Here is an 18772-nt window from a genome sequence, read left to right as displayed (position 1 = left end):
CCTATAGATAGTCGCAAGGTAATTTCTTTTTCAATCAACCTGAAGTCCGAACAATTTACAAAACATGCCGATAACCAACCAGAATCATTTGCACTCGCAAAAAATCACAACACTAAACCAATATCCCCATAAACTTTGCTTTCGCCACAGCCTGAGTTCTGCGCTCCACACCCAACTTTCCGTTAATCCGTCTCGCATGTGTTTTTACTGTATGCAACGAAATAAAAAGTTGTTCTGCAACTTGCTGATTCGAAGCACCTTGAGCAATCAACATCAGCACTTCACGCTCACGCCGACTGAGGCCCGACGTCAGATCACGGTTATCGCATTGCCTGGCAGGAAACTGCTTGGAAGACACCGTTCCGAGACTGCCTCGGCGTAATTCCCACTCCCGCATGGCGTGCTGCAATTGGCAGCGTTCCACCAGCATTCCGGCACGCTGGAAAGCTTGCTGCGCCGCCTCCGTGTCACCGTTCGACTCGGCCAACTGGGCGAAGGCCAGCAGCAACTCTGTTTCCGCCGTCAACATGCCTCTGGCCTGGGCCTGATTCAGCAATCGTTCAATGGTTGGCAGGCAGTTTTCATCAGGATTCAATTGCGCCTGCGCGCAGGCCAGCAGGTATTCAATGCGGATAATCAGCTCGAACGTCGCGGGCGGCGCCTGGAGTGCAGAGGGGCCACGGTAATGCCGTAACAGCCGGCCCAACGCCTCTTGCACCAATTGCGGTCGCCCCTGCTGCAACCAGAACTGGCTGCTGACCTGAAGCACGACACCGCGATAGACCGTATCGGGAATCTGCCGCTGCTGCATGACCCTTTCGGCCTCGCGCAGGCGCTCGAAAGCGCAGGCATAATCGCCTCGATTGCCGGCCAGTTGAGCCTGCCCGAGGTAGCCATACAAGACCCGCTTGTCTGCACTGCGCAAGCAATCTTCAAGGCCTCGGCTGAACAGATCCGCAGCCTGCTCTTCAAGCCCCATGCACAGCGCCAGCCGTCCTCGTCGCAGGGCAATTCGGCCCAGCAGCGGCGTGGGCACCAGGGTGCGCTGGCGCAGCAAATGCTCAATGTCCACCAGCAGACTTTCGGCACGCACGGGCGCTCCTCGCTGCTCGAGCCATTGCGCATGATCAAGCTCGAGCAACCCTTCGAACAACAAGGAGCCATGCGCGCGCGCCAGGCACAGCGCCTCGCGGTTGAGGGCATGGGCCTGATCGAGTTCACCGCACAGTAACGCCTGCTGCGTCAGTCCCGACAGACACATCAGACGGGCCTGCCAGGCATCGTCGGTCAGGGCTGACAATGCCTCCTGAAAACAGACGCGCGCCGGCTCCATTTGCCCCTGCAAGTGGCAGAGCCAACCTTGTTGCGCCTGCCAACGTGCCAGCAGTTGCTGCTCCAGATGCCCCGTCGGCTGTGGCATGAAGCGGACGAGATGGGCCATGCATTGCGCGGCCTGTTCGAATCGGCCGGCGAACAGTAATGCCCCCGTGACCAGCCCGATCAATTGCGGTGTCATCAAGGTCAACTCGCGGCTTTGCTGCTCATGCAAGCGCAACAGCAGGACGACCGTCTGGTCCTCCAGTAAATCCTCGAAGCTCAAATGCTGCAACAGGCTTACGGCCGTTTCGTACTCTTCGGCCAACAACGCTTGCTCGAACGCAGCTCGCCAATCCTGCACCGCAGTGAACCACTGACAGGCACGTCGGTGCCACGAACGCGCACACGGCCAATGCGACTCCTGCATGATTCGCGACAGCGGGCGAAAGACCTGCAGCCAATCGGCGGACTCCTGCCAAGGCTCGATAAAGCAGCCCAGCACTTGCAGATCATGCAACAGCTGTGCGCCTTCGCCGGGGCCAAACAAATGCTCGCATAATGGCGCGTTGAACCGTGGCAGGTGAGCCAGAACACGCCATGCCTCATTCTGCTCTGGGGTCAGGTTGCTGAAGAGTTCGTGATGCAGATAATCGAGCAGGGTGTCGACACGCTGTTGTGGCTGCAGGTTTTGCGACCAGTCGCATTTTTGCAGGAGCGCCATGCGCACACCCGCGCACCAGCCGCCGGTACGCTGGATGATACGGGCAGCGACGCGGTCCGCCTGGTCTGGCGGCAAATGGCGCAACACCGGTACAACCTCATCGTGGGTCAGTGCCAGGCTGACGCGCTCGGATTCGTAGAGTTCGTCATCGAGCAACAGGCGCGGCCAGTTGCACTGCGGCCGGCGACGAGTGCTGATCCACCAGGTGAGCGCCGGGCTGCTGACCGCCAACAAACGATCCAGTAAAGCATCCAGAGCCGGATCCGGCAGACGACTGTAATCGTCGATAAACAGCGAAGTCGTCCTGGACCAACGTGCCAGCTGCGCCATCAGTTGCGTAACGTCAAGGTCTTCGACCAGCCCGAGCGCCCGAGTCAGACGCAGGCAAAACTCCTCGCGGCTGAGCGCTGCTCCCGCCAGCGGCAGCCAAATCGTCTCGCAGTCTGCACGCACCTGCAGAAAACATTCGCTGAGCAGTGCGGTTTTGCCACTGCCAGCGGGTGCGCACAACAGCCTGACCCGTGCGTTCGAAGCCAGAAGAGGCGCACTCAAGCGACTGCGAGGCTGATGATGTGAAGAAAGTCTGGGTAAAAATCCGGGTCGATCCAGGCACGGGGTCATGGCAGTCATCGAGTGAGCCTTCTTATCGTTGTGCGCTCACCCTAGCCCTCTCCCGCGCGCTTGTTGACGAGTATTCAGCGCGCTGATTGGCGCCCATAAAAAAGGCGACCGAGCGGTCGCCTTTTGCGCAACTGATGTATCAGAACCGTTACCGCACACCCTCTGCACGCAATGCCGCTGGCGTGTAGTCGGCAGCCTTGGCTTCAAAGCCGAATTCGTAACTGTGCTTCTCTTCGTTCTTCATTCCCAAGGCAATGTAGCGTCCGGCAATGATGTCGTAGAGCGCTTCGAGCGTGTAAGCCTGCGCCTGATGCTCGTAGTGATATTCGGAGTGTCCTTCGGCTACGCGCCAGAGTTGACCGCGACCGTCGTAGTGGTCGGCCAGTGCAACCTGCCAACTGTCCTCGTCGATATACATGTGGCGTTTGGCGTAGATATGCCGCTCATTCGGTTTGACGGTGCCGATCACTTCCCAGACCCGGTGCAACTCATAGCGTGTCAGATCCTGATTGATGTGCCCGGCCTTGACGATGTCGTCGTACTTGAGCTTCGGCGAATCGAGTTTGTAGCTGTTGTACGGGATGTACATTTCCTTCTTGCCGACCAGTTTCCAGTCGTAGCGATCCGGTGCACCGGAGAACATGTCGAAGTTGTCCGAAGTGCGCAGGCCATCGGCAGCGGTGCCCGGACCGTCATAGGCTACTTGCGGCGCACGACGCACGCGGCGCTGACCGGCGTTGTAGATCCACGCCAGGCGCGGTTCCTTCACCTGGTCGAGTGTCTCGTGTACCAGCAACACGTTACCGGCCAGACGCGCTGGCGCGGTCACCGACTGCTTGAAAAATGTCAGCACGTTGGCGGCTTTTTCCGGGTCGATATCCTTGATCAGTTGCGGCACGGCGATCTCTTCTTCGAAGCGGATCGGCGTGTAGCTGCCATTGGTCTGCGGGGTCACCTGAGTGATGATGCGTTTGACGTTGCCGCCGTGATAACGGGTGATGTGGTTCCACAACACCTCGACGCCATTCTTCGGAATCGGAAACGCGTAGTAGCGATTGCCGGTGAAATTGGCCAGGCCGTTACCATCGTTGATGGTGGTCACGTTGAGCGCACTGCGCTTGGCCGATTCGTAGATTTCCGACGGTGCGGCGACGGTGCGGTGAGTTGGATAGACCGGGATCTTGTAGGTTTCCGGATAGCGCTTGAACATCGCTACCTGGCCATCGGAGAGCTTGTCCTTGTACTTGTCGACGTTGGCCGCGGTGATGGTGAACAACGGTTTTTCATTGGCGAACGGGTCAGCGAGGAAGCCTTTGCTGTCCACCGCTGCAGCATTTTTCGGGATGCCGCCGGTCCATGCCGGGATAGAGCCATCGGCGTTACCGGCTTTTTCGGCGCCGAGCGGCGTCAGGCTGGTGCCGAGCTTGCTGGCCTCATCCGGCGACACCGCCGCCATCACGTTGGCCGCCAGCAGACTCACGGCCAGCACGCCACATTGCAGAATCATTTTGCGCATTGCAGTCATCCTTCTCGGGCAGATCAGAAGTTCACGCCAAAGCTCAGTGCGACGAAGTCACGATCTTCGAGGACGTTGTAGTCGCCACCGAAAAAGTCGGTGTAACTGAGGCTCGCGGTGTAGGTATTGCGGTAGTCGGCATCGACGCCGACGCTGATCGCTTTCGCGCCTTCGTTGAACAGGCCGTTGGGGCCGTAACCAGCGACGTCATGCGACCACGACAGGTTGGGTTTGAGGTTGATTCCGCCGATCACGTTGGCGTAATCGAGAATCGCCCGGGCGCGGTAGCCCCACGAAGTCGAGGTGACGAAACCGTCGGTGTCGCCGCCAAAACCATATTGGCCATACACCGAGTCGCGGCCATAACGCAGCTCGCTGCGTGACTCCAGGCCACCGACATGCACAACTGCAGCTTCGCCGACCACGGTCAGGCGTTCCGCGCCTAACACCTGATCGAAAAAGTGCGTGAGGGTGCTCTGAATCTGTGTGACTTCTTTGCGCCGATAGCCTTTGTTGTCCGCACCCGGCGACGTCGAAAGTGGCGAAGCCGTGCCACCGGCAATCGGGTTGAGCAGTGCCAGCGTCAGGTCGTTGGTATTGACCTGAACCGGAGCGTTGGGCCGGTAGCTGATCTCGCCGGTCCATGCAGTGCCGGTGGGCAGCGTGGTGGAGAAACTGGCGCCGTACAGACGAATGTCTTCAGGGTATTCGAGGTAGTACTGACCGCGTCCGAGCATCACACTCTGGGCCAGACCGGAACCGCTGCCGGGGGCCAGGCCATTGGCGATGCCGACCATGCCCGGCAATGCTACCAACGTCGAAAGACCGGCCGTGGTAGTGCCGACCGTCGGCGTGCGGCTGTGGTAATTCATGAAGTAGAGACCGTATTCGGTGTCGTCCCCGAGCCAGCGCAATGCCGTGCCCCACTGCCCGGAATCCCGCGCATCGCGGTCGCCGCCACGGGGGATCACCACACCTTCGCGAGTCACCTGAATGCCTTGCCCGAACGCGGTGGTCAACGGCACCAGCGGCGCGATCGCCGGGTTACCGACGGTGTAGCCGTTATTGCAACCGTCCGCCGCGACGTCGACTCCGAAAAAGGTGCCGCAGTTGTCGAGAACGGTCTGGTCCCACTCCAACTGGTAGAAACCTTCAACGGTCAGTTGATCGGTCAAGCCTTGCGAGCCAAACAGCATGTTGACCGGAATCAGGCCTTCCTTGATCTCCGCTCCGGGGCGACGAAACGCCGAAACGTCGATCGGGTTGATGCTGTTGATCGAGTTACCGATGAAGGTACTTTCGCCCCAGCTCACGACCTGCTTGCCCGCGCGCACGGTGCCCGGCAGGTCGGCGATGGAATAGTTGTGATAGACGAAGGCATCAAGGATTTGTGCGCCGGAAGACTTCGCGCCTTCCTTGCGGCCGCTGTCGCTGATCGGCTTGAACTCGCGATCTTCGTCCTTCAGCTCGAAGTCATACCAGTACTTGCCGCGTACGAAGACGCCGGTGTCGCCGTATTTGAGTTCGAGGTCGTGAATACCTTTGAAGATTTTCGAGAAGGTCTCACCCTTCTTGAAATTCAAACGCCCGTCATCACCGGTCGAGGATTGCCCCGTCCCCCCATTGACCGTGCCGACCAGCGACTTGTCGGCATCGCGCATGCCCCAGCTCGCACCGATCGACAGCGACGAGTCGAAAGTGCCCTCGATTTCGCCAATGTTGAACGCAACCGCTTGCGCCTGGGCGCAGCAACCCAGAGCCACCGCGGCTGCCAGCGCCTGCGGTGTGAAGATGGCGCGCATTGTTGTTTTTGTCATGCGTCTTCCCCGGTGAGTGACAGAAGGCCCCACCCTACTGCCGGGCAACCGCGTCGATAAGCGCACCAAGGAGGTATTCGCGTTGTCGCTCGAAAGGATGAATGGCCTTGCGGGACGGGGCTTTGCGCCGCTCATGGATCGGCTGGATGAACGATCATCAGTGCCACGCATGGTGCGCATGGGTTCGTGGGACTGTTGCATGCCCCGCAACAGTGCATGTCCGGAATCGGTATTTTTCCTACGCGCTCAAGACCTTATTCTGAACGCGCTTTCACGGGACACGCCGTAAAGCATGAAGCACTGGCCTTCGAGCAACTCAGGCCATTGCTGACAGATTTCAGATAAATCGAAAATTTCGGTTTTTCGCCCCGGTGTTCACTGACGTTGATTTGTAGCTCCTTGATCCAACGTCTTACCTTGGCCGCTGCGTTTGCAGCGGCCTTTTTTATGGGCAATGAATTTTGTGCAGAAGAGGTTTTCAGAGGGATGACAGGACCCAGATGAATCCTGTCTATTGATGCGCAGGGATCAAAGCGAATACTTCTGCAAATTCGCCATCATTTCCTTCAACGCCTCAATATTGTCTTTCGGATGCGCCGCACCTTCGAAATCGCAAATCTGCTGCCAGTGCGCCGCAACATCCTCTGGCGAGAAGCCTACGCGCGGATCAAACCCGGCACCGAGGCTGCGCTCCCAACGCACCTTGCCCATCCATCCACCACCCACTTCGAACAACCCGGACGTTTCCTGGCATTGCTCGCTCGCCAGATACACCACCAACGGGCTGACCAGTTCCGGTTTGAGTTGCTCGAATACTTGCGGCGGAATCAGGCCCTCGGTCATGCGGGTGCCGCCGGTAGGTGCGATGGCGTTGACGAGGATGTTGTTCTTGCGACCTTCGATGGCCAGGGTGCGGGTCAGACCGTAAAGGCCAAGTTTGGCCATGCCGTAGTTGGACTGGCCGAAGTTGCCGTAAATGCCCGAGGTCGAGGCAGTGAAGATTACCCGGCCGTAATTTTGCTCACGCAGGTGTGGCCAGGCGGCGCGGGTGACTTTATAGGCGCCTTCGACGTGGACGCGGTAAACCAGATCCCAGTCGGCGTCATCCATTTTGTGGAAGGTCTTGTCGCGCAGGATGCCGGCGTTGTTGACGACGACGTCGACGCGACCGAAGACGTCGAGGGCGTTCTGCACCAGTTTGTCGCCGTCGGTGACCGAGTCGTGGTTGGCTTCGGCAATCCCGCCAGATTCGCGGATTTCTGCGACGACGCGGTCGGCAGCGGAAGCATTGGCGCCCTCGCCCTGGGTCGAGCCGCCGAGGTCGTTGACCAGCACTTTGGCGCCCTGTCTGGCGAATAACAATGCGTGGGCGCGTCCGAGGCCGCCACCGGCTCCGGTGACGATGACGACTTTATCTTCGAAACGCACAGACTCATTCATCGCAGCAACTCCAGCAGGCCAGTATTGATCCTGAGTGTCAGGCACAGGGCTTTGGGTCACAACGAACACAGCTGAGGCTGAATGGTGTGCGATAAGGTTGGGGGATGATGAGGGCGTCAAAGAAACAAAAGATCAAAAGATCGCAGGCTGCGATCTTTTGATCTGTCAGGAGCAGGCCACCTTGCGCGGCGGCAGCACAAAACGTTCACGAAACTCCAGGTAGTGCTTGAGCACCTGCACCGGCGCCTCGGTCTGTGGATAGTGACCGATGCCCGGCAACAACACCGTGTCCGCGTCGGGGATCAATTCGCGGTAGCGCTCGACCATGTGCGCCCCGGAAATCGGATCGACTTCACCATCGATCACCCGCAACGGAATCTCGCCGCGCTGCATCGCCGTCACCCAGCGATCACGCTGCACTCGGCGTTCGGGAATGTAGCTGATCAACTTGTGCATGATCCGTGGCCCGCGATTGCTGTCGACCAGGCTCCAGAAATCGTCCAGCTCACTTTCAGTCGGGCGGGTCTGCGGGCCGAAGATCTGCCGGAAGCTTTTCACCAGCGCATCGCGCGTGAACGCACGGCCGATCATCCAGCCCAGCGGACTGAGCAGCAGTTTTTGCATCAGCACCGGACGATGTGTTTCCGGGAACAATCCACCGTTGAGAAACACGCAACTGGCGACCTCGATCTGGTCTTCGTAATGGCGGGCGAGCAGTTCCTGCGCAACGCTGTCACCGTAATCGTGCGCCAGCACATGCACCGGTTGCTCGACCTGCAAATGCGCGAGCAAGGCCTGCTGCAGGTCAGCCTGTTCCAGCAGACTGTAGGTGTGATTGAGCGGTTTGGCCGAATCACCAAAGCCGAGCATGTCGCAGGCGATCACCCGATAACGCTGGGCCAGTGGCTGCCACAGGTAATGCCAGTCCCAACTGGCGGTCGGGAAACCGTGGATCAGCAACAGCGGCTCACCCTGCCCCGCCGTCCAGTAGCGAATCGACTGGCCACGAAAGACAAACGTCTGGCTGCGTTTGCGCCAGACACACAGAGGAATCTCGGCAAGAGGCATTAGAGTTTATATCCGGGGTCTTGTTTATCGAGTTTGCGCAGCAACGCCGGCCAGGCCAGCGCGCCACCCATGCCTTGAGCACTTTTGGTGACGCCGGCGATCATCGCTTTGGCGCCTGCCAGAATTTGCGGTTCGATGGCGATCAGTTCAGCCCCGCCGGTTTGCGCCATGACCTGAATGTCGCAGGCGCGCTGGAAGGTGAACATCATCAAAAAGGTGTCGGCGATGGTGCCGCCACAGGTCAGCAAACCGTGGTTGTGCAGCATCAGGAAATTGTTTTCGCCCAGATCGGCCTGCAAGCGCGCCTTCTCTTCGTGGTTCAGCGCCACCCCTTCATAGGCGTGATAAGCCAGACTCGAGAGCACGAACAGCGACTGCTGACTGATCGGCAACACACCCTGCTTTTGCGCCGACACCGCGACACCGGACGCGGTGTGCGTATGCAGTACGCAAACTACGTCGTGCCGCACTTCGTGCACGGCGCTGTGGATGGTGTAGCCGGCGGGGTTGATCTCGTACGGGCTGTCCATGAGTTTGTTGCCAGCCTGATCGACTTTCACCAGGCTCGACGCGGTGATCTCATGGAACATCAGACCGAACGGATTGATCAGGAAATCTTCGGTGCCCGGCACCTTGGCGGAAATATGGGTGAAGATCAGATCGTCCCAGCCATGGGCGGCGACCAGACGATAACAAGCGGCGAGATCGACTCGGGTCTGCCATTCCGCAGCGCTGACCTGGTCTTTGACATTAAGGGACGATTGGACGGGGGCTACGCTCACTGTATGCACCTCTGCGTTCTTATTGTTCTGCACGTGTGAGCAGTCTAGTCAGGCGCAGAGGATCGCGTAGTTGCATTGGCAGCCAGCTTGATGACTGAGCGGGTCAGTCATGCAAACAGCTTGGATCCATGTCAAAGCAACGACGCCAACAAAGGTGCGGCAAACAGATTGAGCAAGCCGGTCAATACCATCACCAGCCCGGCGACAGAGCCCTCTTCGCCACCCACTTCATGGGCGCGACTGACGCCGGCACCGTGCGCGCCAACCCCGAACAGCGCCCCGCGCGCCAAGGCACTGCGCAACGGCAACCACTTCAACAGCACGCCGCCGAGCATCGCACCGAACACGCCGGTGAACATTACGAAAACCGCCGTCAACTCCGGTACGCCACCCAGATTCTGCGCCAGCGGCATGGCGAACGGTGTGGTGATCGAGCGTGGCACCAGTGACATTGTCACCGAACTGTCCAACGCCAATGCTTTGGCCAGACCGAACGACGTACCAATCGATGCCGCACTGCCGGCAACCATGCCCAGCATCAGCGCCGACCAGTGCCGCATCAACAATCGGCGTTGCTGCCAGATCGGTACGGCGAAGGCGACGGTCACCGGCCCCAGCACCAACAGCAACCAGTGGGTGTTGCTCGAATACTCGGCATACGCGGTGTGCAGCGGCACGGCGAGCGCCAGCAACAGCGCCGGGACCAGAATTAGCGGTGACAACACGTAGCGGCCGGTACGCCGATAAATCCAGCGGCTGAACAAATACGCCAACAAGGTGAAGGCGAGCCAGAACATCGGCATCCATTCAAGCTTCATGGGAACGCCTCGCACGCACGGCCAGTTCCACGGTGAACGCAGTCACCAGCATCACCATCAAAGTGCTGGCCGCGATCACCAGCAAAATTCGCCAGCCGTCATTGCGCAGCAACGCGCCGTAGTCGAGCAAGCTCATCAAAGCCGGAATGAAAAACAGCAGCATCTCGGCCATCAGTAAACCCGCGCCCAATTGCAGCGCCGCCGGTTTGACCCAGCCGAAAGCGAAGGCCAACAGCAACAGCGCCATGCCGATCACGCCGCCGGGAATCGGCCAGGCGAGCCATGCGGCGAGTTGGCAGCCGAGCAGGTAGAGACCGAGTAACACGGCGAGTTCGACAAAGAGACGGAAAAAGTGTTTGAGACGGGCGGCGTTCATGATTGTGCTCCTGACAGGGGCCTATTTTACGAAGCGGCCTGCCATCGCCGAAGCGAATTGTTAGACTCAACACCATTCCAAAATGGAATCAGGCAATGGAATTCAAACAGCTGCGCAGTTTTGTCGAAGTCATGCACCAGGGCGGTTTCACTCAAGCCGCAAAAACCCTGCACATCAGCCAGTCCGCGGTCAGTAAACAAATCGCACAACTGGAGCAGAGCCTCGGCACGCCGTTGCTCGAACGGCTCGGTTCGCAGTTGCGCCTGACCGCCGCTGGCAGCGTGGTACTGCAACGCGCTGAAGCGATGCTGCGTTTATGCAACGAGCTGTTGGTTGAACTGGACGACCTCAGTCATCTGGCGCGTGGAGAGTTACGTCTCGGCCTGCCACTGCTGGGCAGTGACGCGCTGTTCGCCGGACTTTTTGCCGAATACCGGCGGCGCTATCCGAATATCAGCATTCAGTTGCTTGAGGGCGGCAGCCGCAATGTCGAGCAAGCCGTGCTGAGCGGTGAACTGGAATTGGGCGGCAGTCTGTTGCCCAAGGATCCACAATTCGACTGGCAGCCGTTTTGCGATGAACAACTCGACGCCCTACTGCCGGTGGATCATCCTCTGGCCGATCGGGGCGAGATTGGATTGGAGGAATTGGCCGAGACGCCCTTTCTGCTCTATCAACGCAGTTTCGTGCTCAATGACCGCTTGCTGCAGGCATGTCAGCAACTGGGTTTCACGCCGAAGGAAGGCGGACGCAGCGGTCAGGCAGATTTTCTTGCGGCGCTGGTCGCCGCCGGGCAAGGCGTGGTGCTGTTGCCCAGCGTGGTCGCACGCGGGCTGGTGCGGCCAGGCGTGGTACGCCTGGCCTTGCGTGCGCCGGATTATCTGCGCTGGGACATCGCGTTCATCTGGCGCCGGGGCGCATACTTGTCGAAAGCGGCGCAGGCGTGGCTGGACTTGCTGCGCGAACGGCCGATCAGCCCTTGAGCGCGTCGATCAACTGCGCCAGCCAAGGCTCGGCATCGGTTTCCGGAGTGACGCTTTCGCTGGCGTCGATGCGCAGCATGTCTAGTACTTCGCGTACACCCAGTTCGCCGAAAAGCTCACGCATTTGCTCACCGCCACCGCAGAAGGTGTCGCCATAACTGGCGTCGCCCAAGGCAATCACTGCGCCCGGCAAACCGAGCAATGCCGCTGGCAACTGGTCGCGAATCGCCGAATACAGCGGTTGCAGGTTGTCGGGCAATTCGCCCATGCCGGTGGTCGAGGTCACTGCGAGCAATGCTTCGGGGCCGAACGCCTGAATGTCGGCGAGGCTCGCGCGCGAGTTGTAGAAGGTTTCAAAGCCCGCGGCTTTCAACAGGTTCTGGGCGTGACGGGCGACTTCTTCGGCGGTGCCGTAGACCGAACCGGAGAGGATGGCGACTTTCATCAATCTGATCCTGAAACTGAAAAAAAGAGCGGCGATAGTAACAGCCTCCAACGCAGAGCTGCGATTGAATCTCAACTGGCGATAATGGCCAGTAGACAGCGCCTACGGTTCTTCTAGAATGCGAGCCACTGACAACTCTTGAAAGGATTCAAAGATGATCAACGCCAGTCTGCTGCAAATGGTGATCAACGCGTCGAACGACGGCATCGTGGTCGCCGAAAAAGAAGGTGAGCAGGACAACATCCTGATTTATGTAAATCCGGCCTTTGAACGTCTGACCGGCTACACCAGCGAAGAAATCCTCTATCAGGACTGCCGTTTCCTGCAGTCCGGGGACCGCGACCAGGAGAGTCTGGAACTGATTCGGGACACGTTGCGCGACGGCGGATCGTGCCGGGAAATCCTGCGTAACTATCGCAAGGATGGCACGCCGTTCTGGAATGAGCTGTCGCTTTCAACGGTGAAAAACGCCGACGACGGTCAGACTTATTTCGTCGGCGTACAAAAAGACGTGACTGTTCAGGTCAAGGCTCAGCAGCGTGTGGCACAGCTGGAAGCCCAGGTCGCGGCCCTCGAAGCTGAACTGGCTGCGGTGAAAACGACAAACGGTCAAAACAAAATCGCGAACTAATTGTCATTAACTACAATCACCAATAACTTTGTAACTATATCTTTTGAGTTAGCCATGCAGCGCGACGCCCTCCTCACTCAGGATGAGCTGGATTTCATCCAGACCATGCAGCACAACCCGCAACTGAACGTGCGGGATGCGACGTCGAGTCTGCTGGTTAACGGCGGTTCGCAGATCCGCGATTTGCTCACGCGCCTGGCCGCTCACGAGCAAGTGACCATTCAGGCCAACTTCGAAAACCAGCAGATGACCTTCCCGTTGCATCTGGTGGAAGACGAGTTTCACGCGTTGCATCTGCGCCTCGGCGTGCCGAGCATTTATGAAGACGGCCCGATGGTGCGGCCATGGCGGTTGACTCTCGAAGAGCCAGTAGCCCTGGAAAACGCCAAAGGCCAGCCGGGCATGTTGTGGGTGCACGAGGTTTCGCACAAAGGTGTACTGCTGGAAGTGCGCAACAAGACCAAACCACCCAAGCATTTCGCGCTGTGGTTCAGCCCTTCGGGTTACGAGCGGATTTCATTGCGCGGTAATTTCGAACGTGAAACCGAAAGCGGGTTCTACGCCTACGAGTTGAGCCAGACCGACACCGACGAAACCGAACGCCTGCGTCAGTTCATCCTGCAGCAACATCGCCTGACGCATCCTGCCCTTCACACCTGAGTTTCAGGTATCAAGATTCCCTGCAAGAAACTGCAGCATGCGCTGACGCATGCTCGCCCCTTCGTTTCCAAGACATGCAACAGAGGAGCCGGCCAGACTGTCCTGCGCCAGATCTGAAGCATCGCCGGCCAGCATCAACTGACAATCGAGGCTCAACGCCAACCGGTTCAGACGTCGTGGCAGTTCGGCGCTAGGCGCGTGATTGGAAAACAGCACGAGTGCATCAGGTTTGATCTTTTCGCAGACCAGCGTCAACTCATCGAACGGCTGCCCCGTGGTCAACACCCTGACACCGGCATTGCTATCGCTGAGAAACAGCGCAGCCACCAGCAATTCCAGCTCCCGACATTGCCCGGCCAGCGCACTGACGATCACTCGACGCGGTTGCGTGCCGCGGAGCATGACAATCCGCTGCAACACCCGCGCCCGCAGAAATCCATCGAAGAACAGCCACTCGCTGGTTTGCCCGAAAGCCTCCTGGCGCTGCAACAATTGCAGCCACAGCGGCATGAGGATGTCCTGAAATACCACGGGCAGTGCGTAAGAAGAGAAAATCTGCCCATAGACGCGGTCCAGTTGCTGATCATCAAATGCACTGACCGCCTGTTGAATCTGCTCCTGCCACTGCAGGTAATCGGCCTGCACCAGATCATCGGGGATAATGTGCGCCAGCACTTTCATCGGCTCGGTCTTGGCGAGGATCTTGCCGACCTTGCTCACGGCGACACCGCGATCAATCCAGTCGACGATGCTGCGCACGCGCTCGATATCGGTCATCGAATAGAGCCGGTGCCCGCTTTCGGTGCGCGTTGGCTGAATCAAACCATAGCGCCGCTCCCAGGCACGCAAGGTCACCGGGTTGACACCGGTCAGGCGTGCGACCTCACGAATAGGGAACAGATCGGCGCGCTCGAGCGCGACAGATGCCTGCGATGCGGGGCTTGCGTCCGTGATGACAGGCATATGGCGTTCAACTTCCATGTCGGTTCAATTGGATCCCATTCTAACGCTTATGCCCCAATGGGATTCAAGTGATGAAATGCGACGAAAGTCGCTGGTTTAATCGTGAAAAACCGGAATAATCCTTGCTTGTAGAAAAACGCAGGCCTCTACCCCGGCTTTGCGTCAGGCGAAATTCCTACCCGGAGTGACGCACTCGAAATACGGAGATACAAAATGTCTACTTCCCCCGTCACGCTGATGGTTGCCCGTCGCGTCGCCGACGGCCGTTATCAGGATTTGATCGCCTGGCTGCGCGAAGGCGAACAACTGGCCACTGACTTTCCCGGTTATCTCGGCTCTGGCGTACTCGCTCCGCCCCCCGGTGATAACGAGTTTCAAATCATTTTCCGTTTCGTCGATGAACAGACGCTGCATGCGTGGGAGCATTCGGCTTCGCGCACGGCGTGGCTGGATCGTGGCAGCGACCTGTTCGCCCACCCGAAAGAGCACCGGGTCAGCGGCATCGAAGGCTGGTTCGGCGCAGCCGGTCAGCGTCCACCGCGGTGGAAGCAGGCTGTGGCAATCTGGCTGGCGTTCTTTCCGGTGTCGTTGCTGTTCAACTTTCTCCTCGGGCCGTTGCTCGCTGACATGAGTTTGTTGCCGCGTGTGTTGATCAGCACGGCGTGCCTGACGCCGCTGATGGTTTACTTCTTTATTCCGCTATCAACGCGGTTGCTGGCGAACTGGCTGAACAGCACGCCGGTGCGCCCGGTGCCAGTGACGTCTTCTGCACAGAATCGATGATCTCTGTGTGGGAGCGAGCCTGCTCGCGAATACGGACTGAACTTCAACATTGATGTCGACTGAGACACCGCTTTCGCGAGCAGGCTCGCTCCCACAGTAATGGGGACAGCCGACGATAGGTGGGCAAGCCATGTCGCTGTTATAGTTTTTGCTCCCACCGCAATGCGAGCCGTTCATGCCTGATTCCTCCGCCCCGATCCTCATCACCGGTGCTGGCCAGCGTGTCGGCCTGCATTGCGCGCAGCGGTTACTCGAGGACGGCTATCGCGTCATCTTCACCTACCGCAGCGAACGCCCCGGCGTACAGACGCTACGAGATCTGGGCGCCGTCGGCCTGTTCGCAGACTTCTCCAGCGAAGCCGGGATTCTCGCCTTCATCAACGAACTGAAAACCCACACCGACCGCCTGCGCGCTATCGTGCACAACGCCTCCGAGTGGCTGGCCGAAACCCCGGACAACGAAGCCGAAGCGTTCACGCGTATGTTCAACCTGCACATGCTCGCGCCGTATCTGATCAATCTGCACTGTGGCGAATTGCTGCAGCGCTCGACGCCCGCCGACATCATCCATGTCAGCGACGATGTCACGCGCAAAGGCAGCAGCAAGCACATCGGTTATTGCGCCAGCAAGGCCGGGCTCGACAGCCTGACCCTGTCCTTTGCCGCTCGCTATGCGCCGGCGATCAAGGTCAACGGCATCGCACCAGCCCTGCTATTGTTCAATCCCGACGACGACGCGGCGTACCGCGCCAAGGCCCTGGCCAAATCCGCGCTGGGCATCGAACCCGGCAGTGAAGTGATCTATCAGAGCCTGCGCTACCTGCTCGACAACCCTTATGTCACCGGTACGACCCTGACCGTCAACGGCGGACGGCACATCAAATAATGCCTGTCTGCGAGGATTTCCATGGCCCGCTCACTGCCCGAGAATTACCGCGAAATCCTCATCGGCCTTGGTGAAGATCCCGATCGTGAAGGATTGCTCGACACCCCGCTGCGCGCGGCCAAGGCCATGCAATACCTGTGTCACGGTTACGAACAGAGCGTCGACGAGATCGTCAATGGCGCGCTGTTTGCCTCCGACAGCGACGAAATGATCATCGTCGCCGACATCGAGTTGTACTCGTTGTGCGAACATCACCTGTTGCCCTTCATCGGCAAGGCCCATGTGGCTTATATTCCGACGGGCAAAGTACTGGGTCTGTCGAAGATCGCGCGACTGGTGGACATGTTCGCCCGGCGCCTGCAGATTCAGGAAAACCTCACCCGGCAAATCGCCGATGCGGTGCAACAGGTCACCGAAGCCGCCGGCGTCGCCGTGGTTATCGAGGCGAGGCACATGTGCATGATGATGCGCGGTGTCGAGAAACAGAATTCGACCATGAACACCTCGGTCATGCTCGGCGCGTTCCGCGAGTCGAGCAACACCCGTCAGGAGTTCCTGCAATTGATTGGACGGAGCAAGTAAATGCCACAACTACAACCGGGAATGGCGCGCATCCGGGTCAAGGATCTGCGCTTGCGCACCTTTATCGGGATCAACGAGGACGAGATCCTCAACAAACAGGATGTGCTGATCAACCTGACCATTCTGTACGCCGCGCAGGAAGCGGTGCGTGACAACGACATCGACCACGCGCTGAACTACCGCACGATCACCAAAGCGATCATCGCCCACGTCGAGGGCAACCGCTTTGCACTGCTCGAACGCCTGACTCAGGAGCTGCTCGATCTGGTAATGAGCAACGGCTCGGTGCTGTACGCCGAAGTCGAAGTCGACAAGCCGCACGCACTGCGTTTTGCCGAATCGGTGTCGATCACGCTCGCGGCGAGCCGCTGAGCTTCAAGCATCGAGCTGCAAGCGGTAAGCTTACGGCCGACCCGATCCAATCTTGCAGCTTGAAGCTTGCCGCTCAAAGCTGTCTTGCAGAGACTCCCATGACTGATCAACAACGCCTCGAACTCGAAGCCGCCGCCTTCCGCCGGCTGGTCGCCCACCTGGACAACCGCAAGGACGTACAGAACATCGACCTGATGAACCTTGCCGGGTTCTGCCGCAACTGCCTGTCGAAGTGGTACAAGGCCGAAGCTGACGAGCGCCAGATCGAGGTCAGCCTCGACGACGCCCGTGAAGTGGTTTACGGCATGCCGTACGCCGAGTGGAAAGCTCAATTTCAGCAAGAAGCCAACGCTGAACAGCAAGCAGCGTTCGCCAAAGGAAAACCCCATGAGTGACCTCAACACCCTGCGCGCCAGCCTCAACAGCGGCGAACACGCTTTCGCCGGCACCCTGGCCTTCATCGCCGCTGGCTACGATTATCAACCGCAGGCGTTCAACAACGGTGGCGTGGAAAGTGCCGCCGGGCAGAACGAAGGTTCGTGCAAGACCTTGGGTCTGGCGCTGCTGGAAGGTCTGAGCGATGAGGAAGCTCTGTTGGCGTTCGGCGAACATTATCGTTCGGTGGTCGCGACCCCTGAGGGCAGTGATCACGGCAATATCCGTGCGTTGATCCAGCACGGTCTGGCCGGCGTGAAGTTCACTGCCCAGCCACTGACTCGCCGCTGATTCCTCTATCCAAACACAATCCCTGCTCGCGAATACGGACTGACATTCAACATTGTTGTCGACTGGTAAGCCGCTTTCGCGAGCAAGCTCGCTCCCACAGGGGCATCCGGCGTAGCTGAAACTGCGGGCACAAAAAAACCGGCCAATCTGGCCGGTTTTTTTATGTCTGCGATTTAGAACGAAGCGTTCTGCAAACCATCCAGGTAACGCTCGGTGTCGAGTGCCGCCATGCAACCGGCGCCGGCCGAGGTGATGGCCTGGCGGTAAACGTGGTCAGCCACGTCACCGGCAGCGAAGATGCCTTCGACGCTGGTTGCAGTCGCGTTGCCTTCACGGCCGCCGTGCACCACCAGATAACCGTCTTTCAAAGTCAGCTGACCTTCGAACAGCGAAGTGTTCGGGGTGTGGCCGATGGCGATGAACACGCCGTCGACGGTAATTTCGTCGAAGCTGCCGTCGTTGTTCTTCAGACGCGCACCGGTCACGCCCATGTTGTCGCCCAGGACTTCGTCGAGGTTGGCGTTCAACTTGAGGATGATCTTGCCTTCGGCCACGCGAGCGTTGAGTTTGTCGATCAGGATCTTCTCGGCGCGGAAGGTTTCGCGACGGTGGATCAGGGTCACGGTGCTGGCGATGTTGGCCAGATACAGCGCTTCTTCAACTGCAGTGTTGCCGCCGCCGACCACTGCAACAGGTTTGTTGCGGTAGAAGAAACCGTCGCAGGTCGCACAGGCCGAAACGCCTTTGCCCATGAACGCTTCTTCCGACGGCAGACCCAGGTAACGAGCGCTGGCGCCGGTGGCGATGATCAGGGCGTCGCAGGTGTAGGTCGCGCTGTCGCCGGTCAGGGTGTAAGGCTTGGCAGCGAAATCCACAGCGTTGATGTGATCGAATACGATCTCGGTTTCAAAACGCTCGGCGTGCTCGCGCATGCGCTCCATCAATGCCGGACCGGTCAGACCGTGGACATCGCCCGGCCAGTTGTCGACTTCAGTGGTGGTGGTCAGTTGACCGCCAGCCTGCATGCCGGTGATCAGCAGTGGCTTGAGGTTGGCGCGGGCCGCGTATACCGCAGCGCTGTAACCGGCAGGGCCGGAACCGAGAATAATCACTCGCGAATGACGGACTTCAGACATGACCTGCTCCTGTTGACCGGGCGATAAACAGGCCCGGATCGCCGCAATGCCGGCGGGAATAAAAAAGGACCGTGGAAAACCTTGGGGAAGGCTTGAGCTCGACAGTCCTGTAAAAAGTTGGGTGCAGCG

20 protein-coding genes are annotated in these 18772 nt (G+C 59.0%); 9 read left to right on the top strand and 11 right to left on the bottom strand.

The annotated features are described in order from the left end of the window. Positions 1–112: 112 nt before the first annotated feature. The 8 genes from F8N44_RS09425 to F8N44_RS09390 all read right to left on the bottom strand — a co-directional run bounded on the left by F8N44_RS09425 (position 113) and on the right by F8N44_RS09390 (position 10476). A complete protein-coding gene (locus F8N44_RS09425; protein WP_150650115.1) occupies positions 113–2668 on the bottom strand; it encodes a LuxR C-terminal-related transcriptional regulator in 2556 nt (851 codons plus the stop codon). 139 nt (positions 2669–2807) lie between these two features. Then, a complete protein-coding gene (locus F8N44_RS09420; protein ID WP_150650114.1) occupies positions 2808–4175 on the bottom strand; it encodes a DUF1329 domain-containing protein in 1368 nt (455 codons plus the stop codon). 23 nt (positions 4176–4198) lie between these two features. Then, positions 4199–5992, bottom strand: a complete 1794-nt coding sequence (locus F8N44_RS09415) for a DUF1302 domain-containing protein (protein ID WP_150650113.1) — start codon at positions 5990–5992, stop codon at positions 4199–4201. A 528-nt stretch (positions 5993–6520) separates the two neighbouring features. Continuing rightward, positions 6521–7432 carry an SDR family oxidoreductase gene (locus F8N44_RS09410; protein ID WP_150650112.1) on the bottom strand — a complete coding sequence of 304 codons (912 nt, stop codon included), beginning with the start codon at positions 7430–7432 and terminating at the stop codon, positions 6521–6523. A 165-nt stretch (positions 7433–7597) separates the two neighbouring features. After that, positions 7598–8500: an alpha/beta fold hydrolase gene (locus F8N44_RS09405; protein WP_150650111.1), complete on the bottom strand. Its 903-nt coding sequence runs from the start codon at positions 8498–8500 to the stop codon at positions 7598–7600. Continuing rightward, complete coding sequence (locus tag F8N44_RS09400) at positions 8500–9282, bottom strand: class II aldolase/adducin family protein (RefSeq protein WP_007950070.1); 783 nt, start codon at positions 9280–9282, stop codon at positions 8500–8502. Before F8N44_RS09400 ends, F8N44_RS09405 begins: the two co-directional genes overlap by 1 nt. Before the next feature lie 131 nt (positions 9283–9413). Continuing rightward, on the bottom strand, positions 9414–10100 hold the full coding sequence (locus tag F8N44_RS09395) for an LrgB family protein (protein ID WP_150650110.1): 687 nt from the start codon (positions 10098–10100) through the stop codon (positions 9414–9416). Next, positions 10090–10476 carry a CidA/LrgA family protein gene (locus F8N44_RS09390; RefSeq protein ID WP_137219275.1) on the bottom strand — a complete coding sequence of 129 codons (387 nt, stop codon included), beginning with the start codon at positions 10474–10476 and terminating at the stop codon, positions 10090–10092. The genes F8N44_RS09395 and F8N44_RS09390 overlap by 11 nt, the downstream gene beginning before the upstream one ends. Before the next feature lie 95 nt (positions 10477–10571). Here F8N44_RS09390 and F8N44_RS09385 point away from each other — a divergent pair, with 95 nt between their 5' ends. Further along, the gene (locus F8N44_RS09385) at positions 10572–11459 is read left to right on the top strand and encodes a LysR family transcriptional regulator (protein WP_150650109.1); all 888 of its coding nucleotides are present in this window, start codon (positions 10572–10574) and stop codon (positions 11457–11459) included. Here F8N44_RS09385 and F8N44_RS09380 read toward each other — a convergent pair. Continuing rightward, positions 11449–11904: a flavodoxin gene (locus F8N44_RS09380; RefSeq protein ID WP_127925863.1), complete on the bottom strand. Its 456-nt coding sequence runs from the start codon at positions 11902–11904 to the stop codon at positions 11449–11451. The two genes, F8N44_RS09385 and F8N44_RS09380, sit on opposite strands and share 11 nt — an antisense overlap. A 154-nt stretch (positions 11905–12058) precedes the next feature. Between F8N44_RS09380 and F8N44_RS09375 the strand changes: the two genes are divergently transcribed. Both F8N44_RS09375 and F8N44_RS09370 read left to right on the top strand, forming a co-directional pair. Next, entirely contained in the window at positions 12059–12535 is a 477-nt protein-coding gene (locus tag F8N44_RS09375; RefSeq protein ID WP_150650108.1) for a PAS domain-containing protein, read from the top strand. Positions 12536–12589: 54 nt separating this feature from the next. After that, positions 12590–13195, top strand: a complete 606-nt coding sequence (locus F8N44_RS09370; protein WP_007914250.1) for a hypothetical protein — start codon at positions 12590–12592, stop codon at positions 13193–13195. Between the two features lie 3 nt (positions 13196–13198). On the opposite strand, the gene F8N44_RS09365 is transcribed toward F8N44_RS09370, so the two are convergent. Continuing rightward, positions 13199–14158, bottom strand: a complete 960-nt coding sequence (locus F8N44_RS09365) for a MerR family transcriptional regulator (RefSeq protein WP_137219273.1) — start codon at positions 14156–14158, stop codon at positions 13199–13201. Positions 14159–14371: 213 nt separating this feature from the next. Here F8N44_RS09365 and F8N44_RS09360 point away from each other — a divergent pair, with 213 nt between their 5' ends. From F8N44_RS09360 to F8N44_RS09335, 6 genes are all read left to right on the top strand, one after another. Continuing rightward, the gene (locus F8N44_RS09360) at positions 14372–14941 is read left to right on the top strand and encodes an antibiotic biosynthesis monooxygenase (protein ID WP_150650107.1); all 570 of its coding nucleotides are present in this window, start codon (positions 14372–14374) and stop codon (positions 14939–14941) included. Positions 14942–15116: 175 nt separating this feature from the next. After that, complete coding sequence (gene folM / locus F8N44_RS09355; protein ID WP_150650106.1) at positions 15117–15827, top strand: dihydromonapterin reductase; 711 nt, start codon at positions 15117–15119, stop codon at positions 15825–15827. Positions 15828–15848: 21 nt separating this feature from the next. Further along, positions 15849–16409: a GTP cyclohydrolase I FolE gene (folE, locus tag F8N44_RS09350; protein ID WP_127925857.1), complete on the top strand. Its 561-nt coding sequence runs from the start codon at positions 15849–15851 to the stop codon at positions 16407–16409. Further along, positions 16410–16781 (top strand): dihydroneopterin triphosphate 2'-epimerase, encoded by a 372-nt coding sequence (gene folX / locus F8N44_RS09345; protein WP_007914273.1) that lies wholly within the window; start codon positions 16410–16412, stop codon positions 16779–16781. Positions 16782–16879: 98 nt separating this feature from the next. Continuing rightward, positions 16880–17176, top strand: coding sequence for a DUF1244 domain-containing protein (locus F8N44_RS09340; protein WP_150650105.1), 297 nt, complete (start codon positions 16880–16882; stop codon positions 17174–17176). After that, positions 17169–17507: a HopJ type III effector protein gene (locus F8N44_RS09335; protein ID WP_127925855.1), complete on the top strand. Its 339-nt coding sequence runs from the start codon at positions 17169–17171 to the stop codon at positions 17505–17507. The genes F8N44_RS09340 and F8N44_RS09335 overlap by 8 nt, the downstream gene beginning before the upstream one ends. A gap of 173 nt (positions 17508–17680) precedes the next feature. Here the strand turns inward: F8N44_RS09335 and trxB are convergent, their stop codons facing one another. Then, positions 17681–18643 (bottom strand): thioredoxin-disulfide reductase, encoded by a 963-nt coding sequence (gene trxB / locus F8N44_RS09330; RefSeq protein ID WP_007912350.1) that lies wholly within the window; start codon positions 18641–18643, stop codon positions 17681–17683. Positions 18644–18772: the final 129 nt, after the last annotated feature.

The sequence above is a fragment of the Pseudomonas fluorescens genome, assembly GCF_902497745.1.
Taxonomy (GTDB): domain Bacteria; phylum Pseudomonadota; class Gammaproteobacteria; order Pseudomonadales; family Pseudomonadaceae; genus Aquipseudomonas; species Aquipseudomonas fluorescens_BM.
This window is presented reverse-complemented; position numbering and strand designations above follow the sequence as displayed.

Coding starts and splice junctions, on each gene's coding strand:
- F8N44_RS09425 (WP_150650115.1), bottom strand. CDS start 2,668: ATGACTGCCATGACCCCGTGCCTGGATCGACCCGGATTTTTACCCAGA.
- F8N44_RS09420 (WP_150650114.1), bottom strand. CDS start 4,175: ATGCGCAAAATGATTCTGCAATGTGGCGTGCTGGCCGTGAGTCTGCTG.
- F8N44_RS09415 (WP_150650113.1), bottom strand. CDS start 5,992: ATGACAAAAACAACAATGCGCGCCATCTTCACACCGCAGGCGCTGGCA.
- F8N44_RS09410 (WP_150650112.1), bottom strand. CDS start 7,432: ATGAATGAGTCTGTGCGTTTCGAAGATAAAGTCGTCATCGTCACCGGA.
- F8N44_RS09405 (WP_150650111.1), bottom strand. CDS start 8,500: ATGCCTCTTGCCGAGATTCCTCTGTGTGTCTGGCGCAAACGCAGCCAG.
- F8N44_RS09395 (WP_150650110.1), bottom strand. CDS start 10,100: ATGAAGCTTGAATGGATGCCGATGTTCTGGCTCGCCTTCACCTTGTTG.
- F8N44_RS09390 (WP_137219275.1), bottom strand. CDS start 10,476: ATGAACGCCGCCCGTCTCAAACACTTTTTCCGTCTCTTTGTCGAACTC.
- F8N44_RS09385 (WP_150650109.1), top strand. CDS start 10,572: ATGGAATTCAAACAGCTGCGCAGTTTTGTCGAAGTCATGCACCAGGGC.
- F8N44_RS09380 (WP_127925863.1), bottom strand. CDS start 11,904: ATGAAAGTCGCCATCCTCTCCGGTTCGGTCTACGGCACCGCCGAAGAA.
- F8N44_RS09375 (WP_150650108.1), top strand. CDS start 12,059: ATGATCAACGCCAGTCTGCTGCAAATGGTGATCAACGCGTCGAACGAC.
- F8N44_RS09370 (WP_007914250.1), top strand. CDS start 12,590: ATGCAGCGCGACGCCCTCCTCACTCAGGATGAGCTGGATTTCATCCAG.
- F8N44_RS09365 (WP_137219273.1), bottom strand. CDS start 14,158: ATGCCTGTCATCACGGACGCAAGCCCCGCATCGCAGGCATCTGTCGCG.
- F8N44_RS09360 (WP_150650107.1), top strand. CDS start 14,372: ATGTCTACTTCCCCCGTCACGCTGATGGTTGCCCGTCGCGTCGCCGAC.
- folM (WP_150650106.1), top strand. CDS start 15,117: ATGCCTGATTCCTCCGCCCCGATCCTCATCACCGGTGCTGGCCAGCGT.
- folE (WP_127925857.1), top strand. CDS start 15,849: ATGGCCCGCTCACTGCCCGAGAATTACCGCGAAATCCTCATCGGCCTT.
- folX (WP_007914273.1), top strand. CDS start 16,410: ATGCCACAACTACAACCGGGAATGGCGCGCATCCGGGTCAAGGATCTG.
- F8N44_RS09340 (WP_150650105.1), top strand. CDS start 16,880: ATGACTGATCAACAACGCCTCGAACTCGAAGCCGCCGCCTTCCGCCGG.
- F8N44_RS09335 (WP_127925855.1), top strand. CDS start 17,169: ATGAGTGACCTCAACACCCTGCGCGCCAGCCTCAACAGCGGCGAACAC.
- trxB (WP_007912350.1), bottom strand. CDS start 18,643: ATGTCTGAAGTCCGTCATTCGCGAGTGATTATTCTCGGTTCCGGCCCT.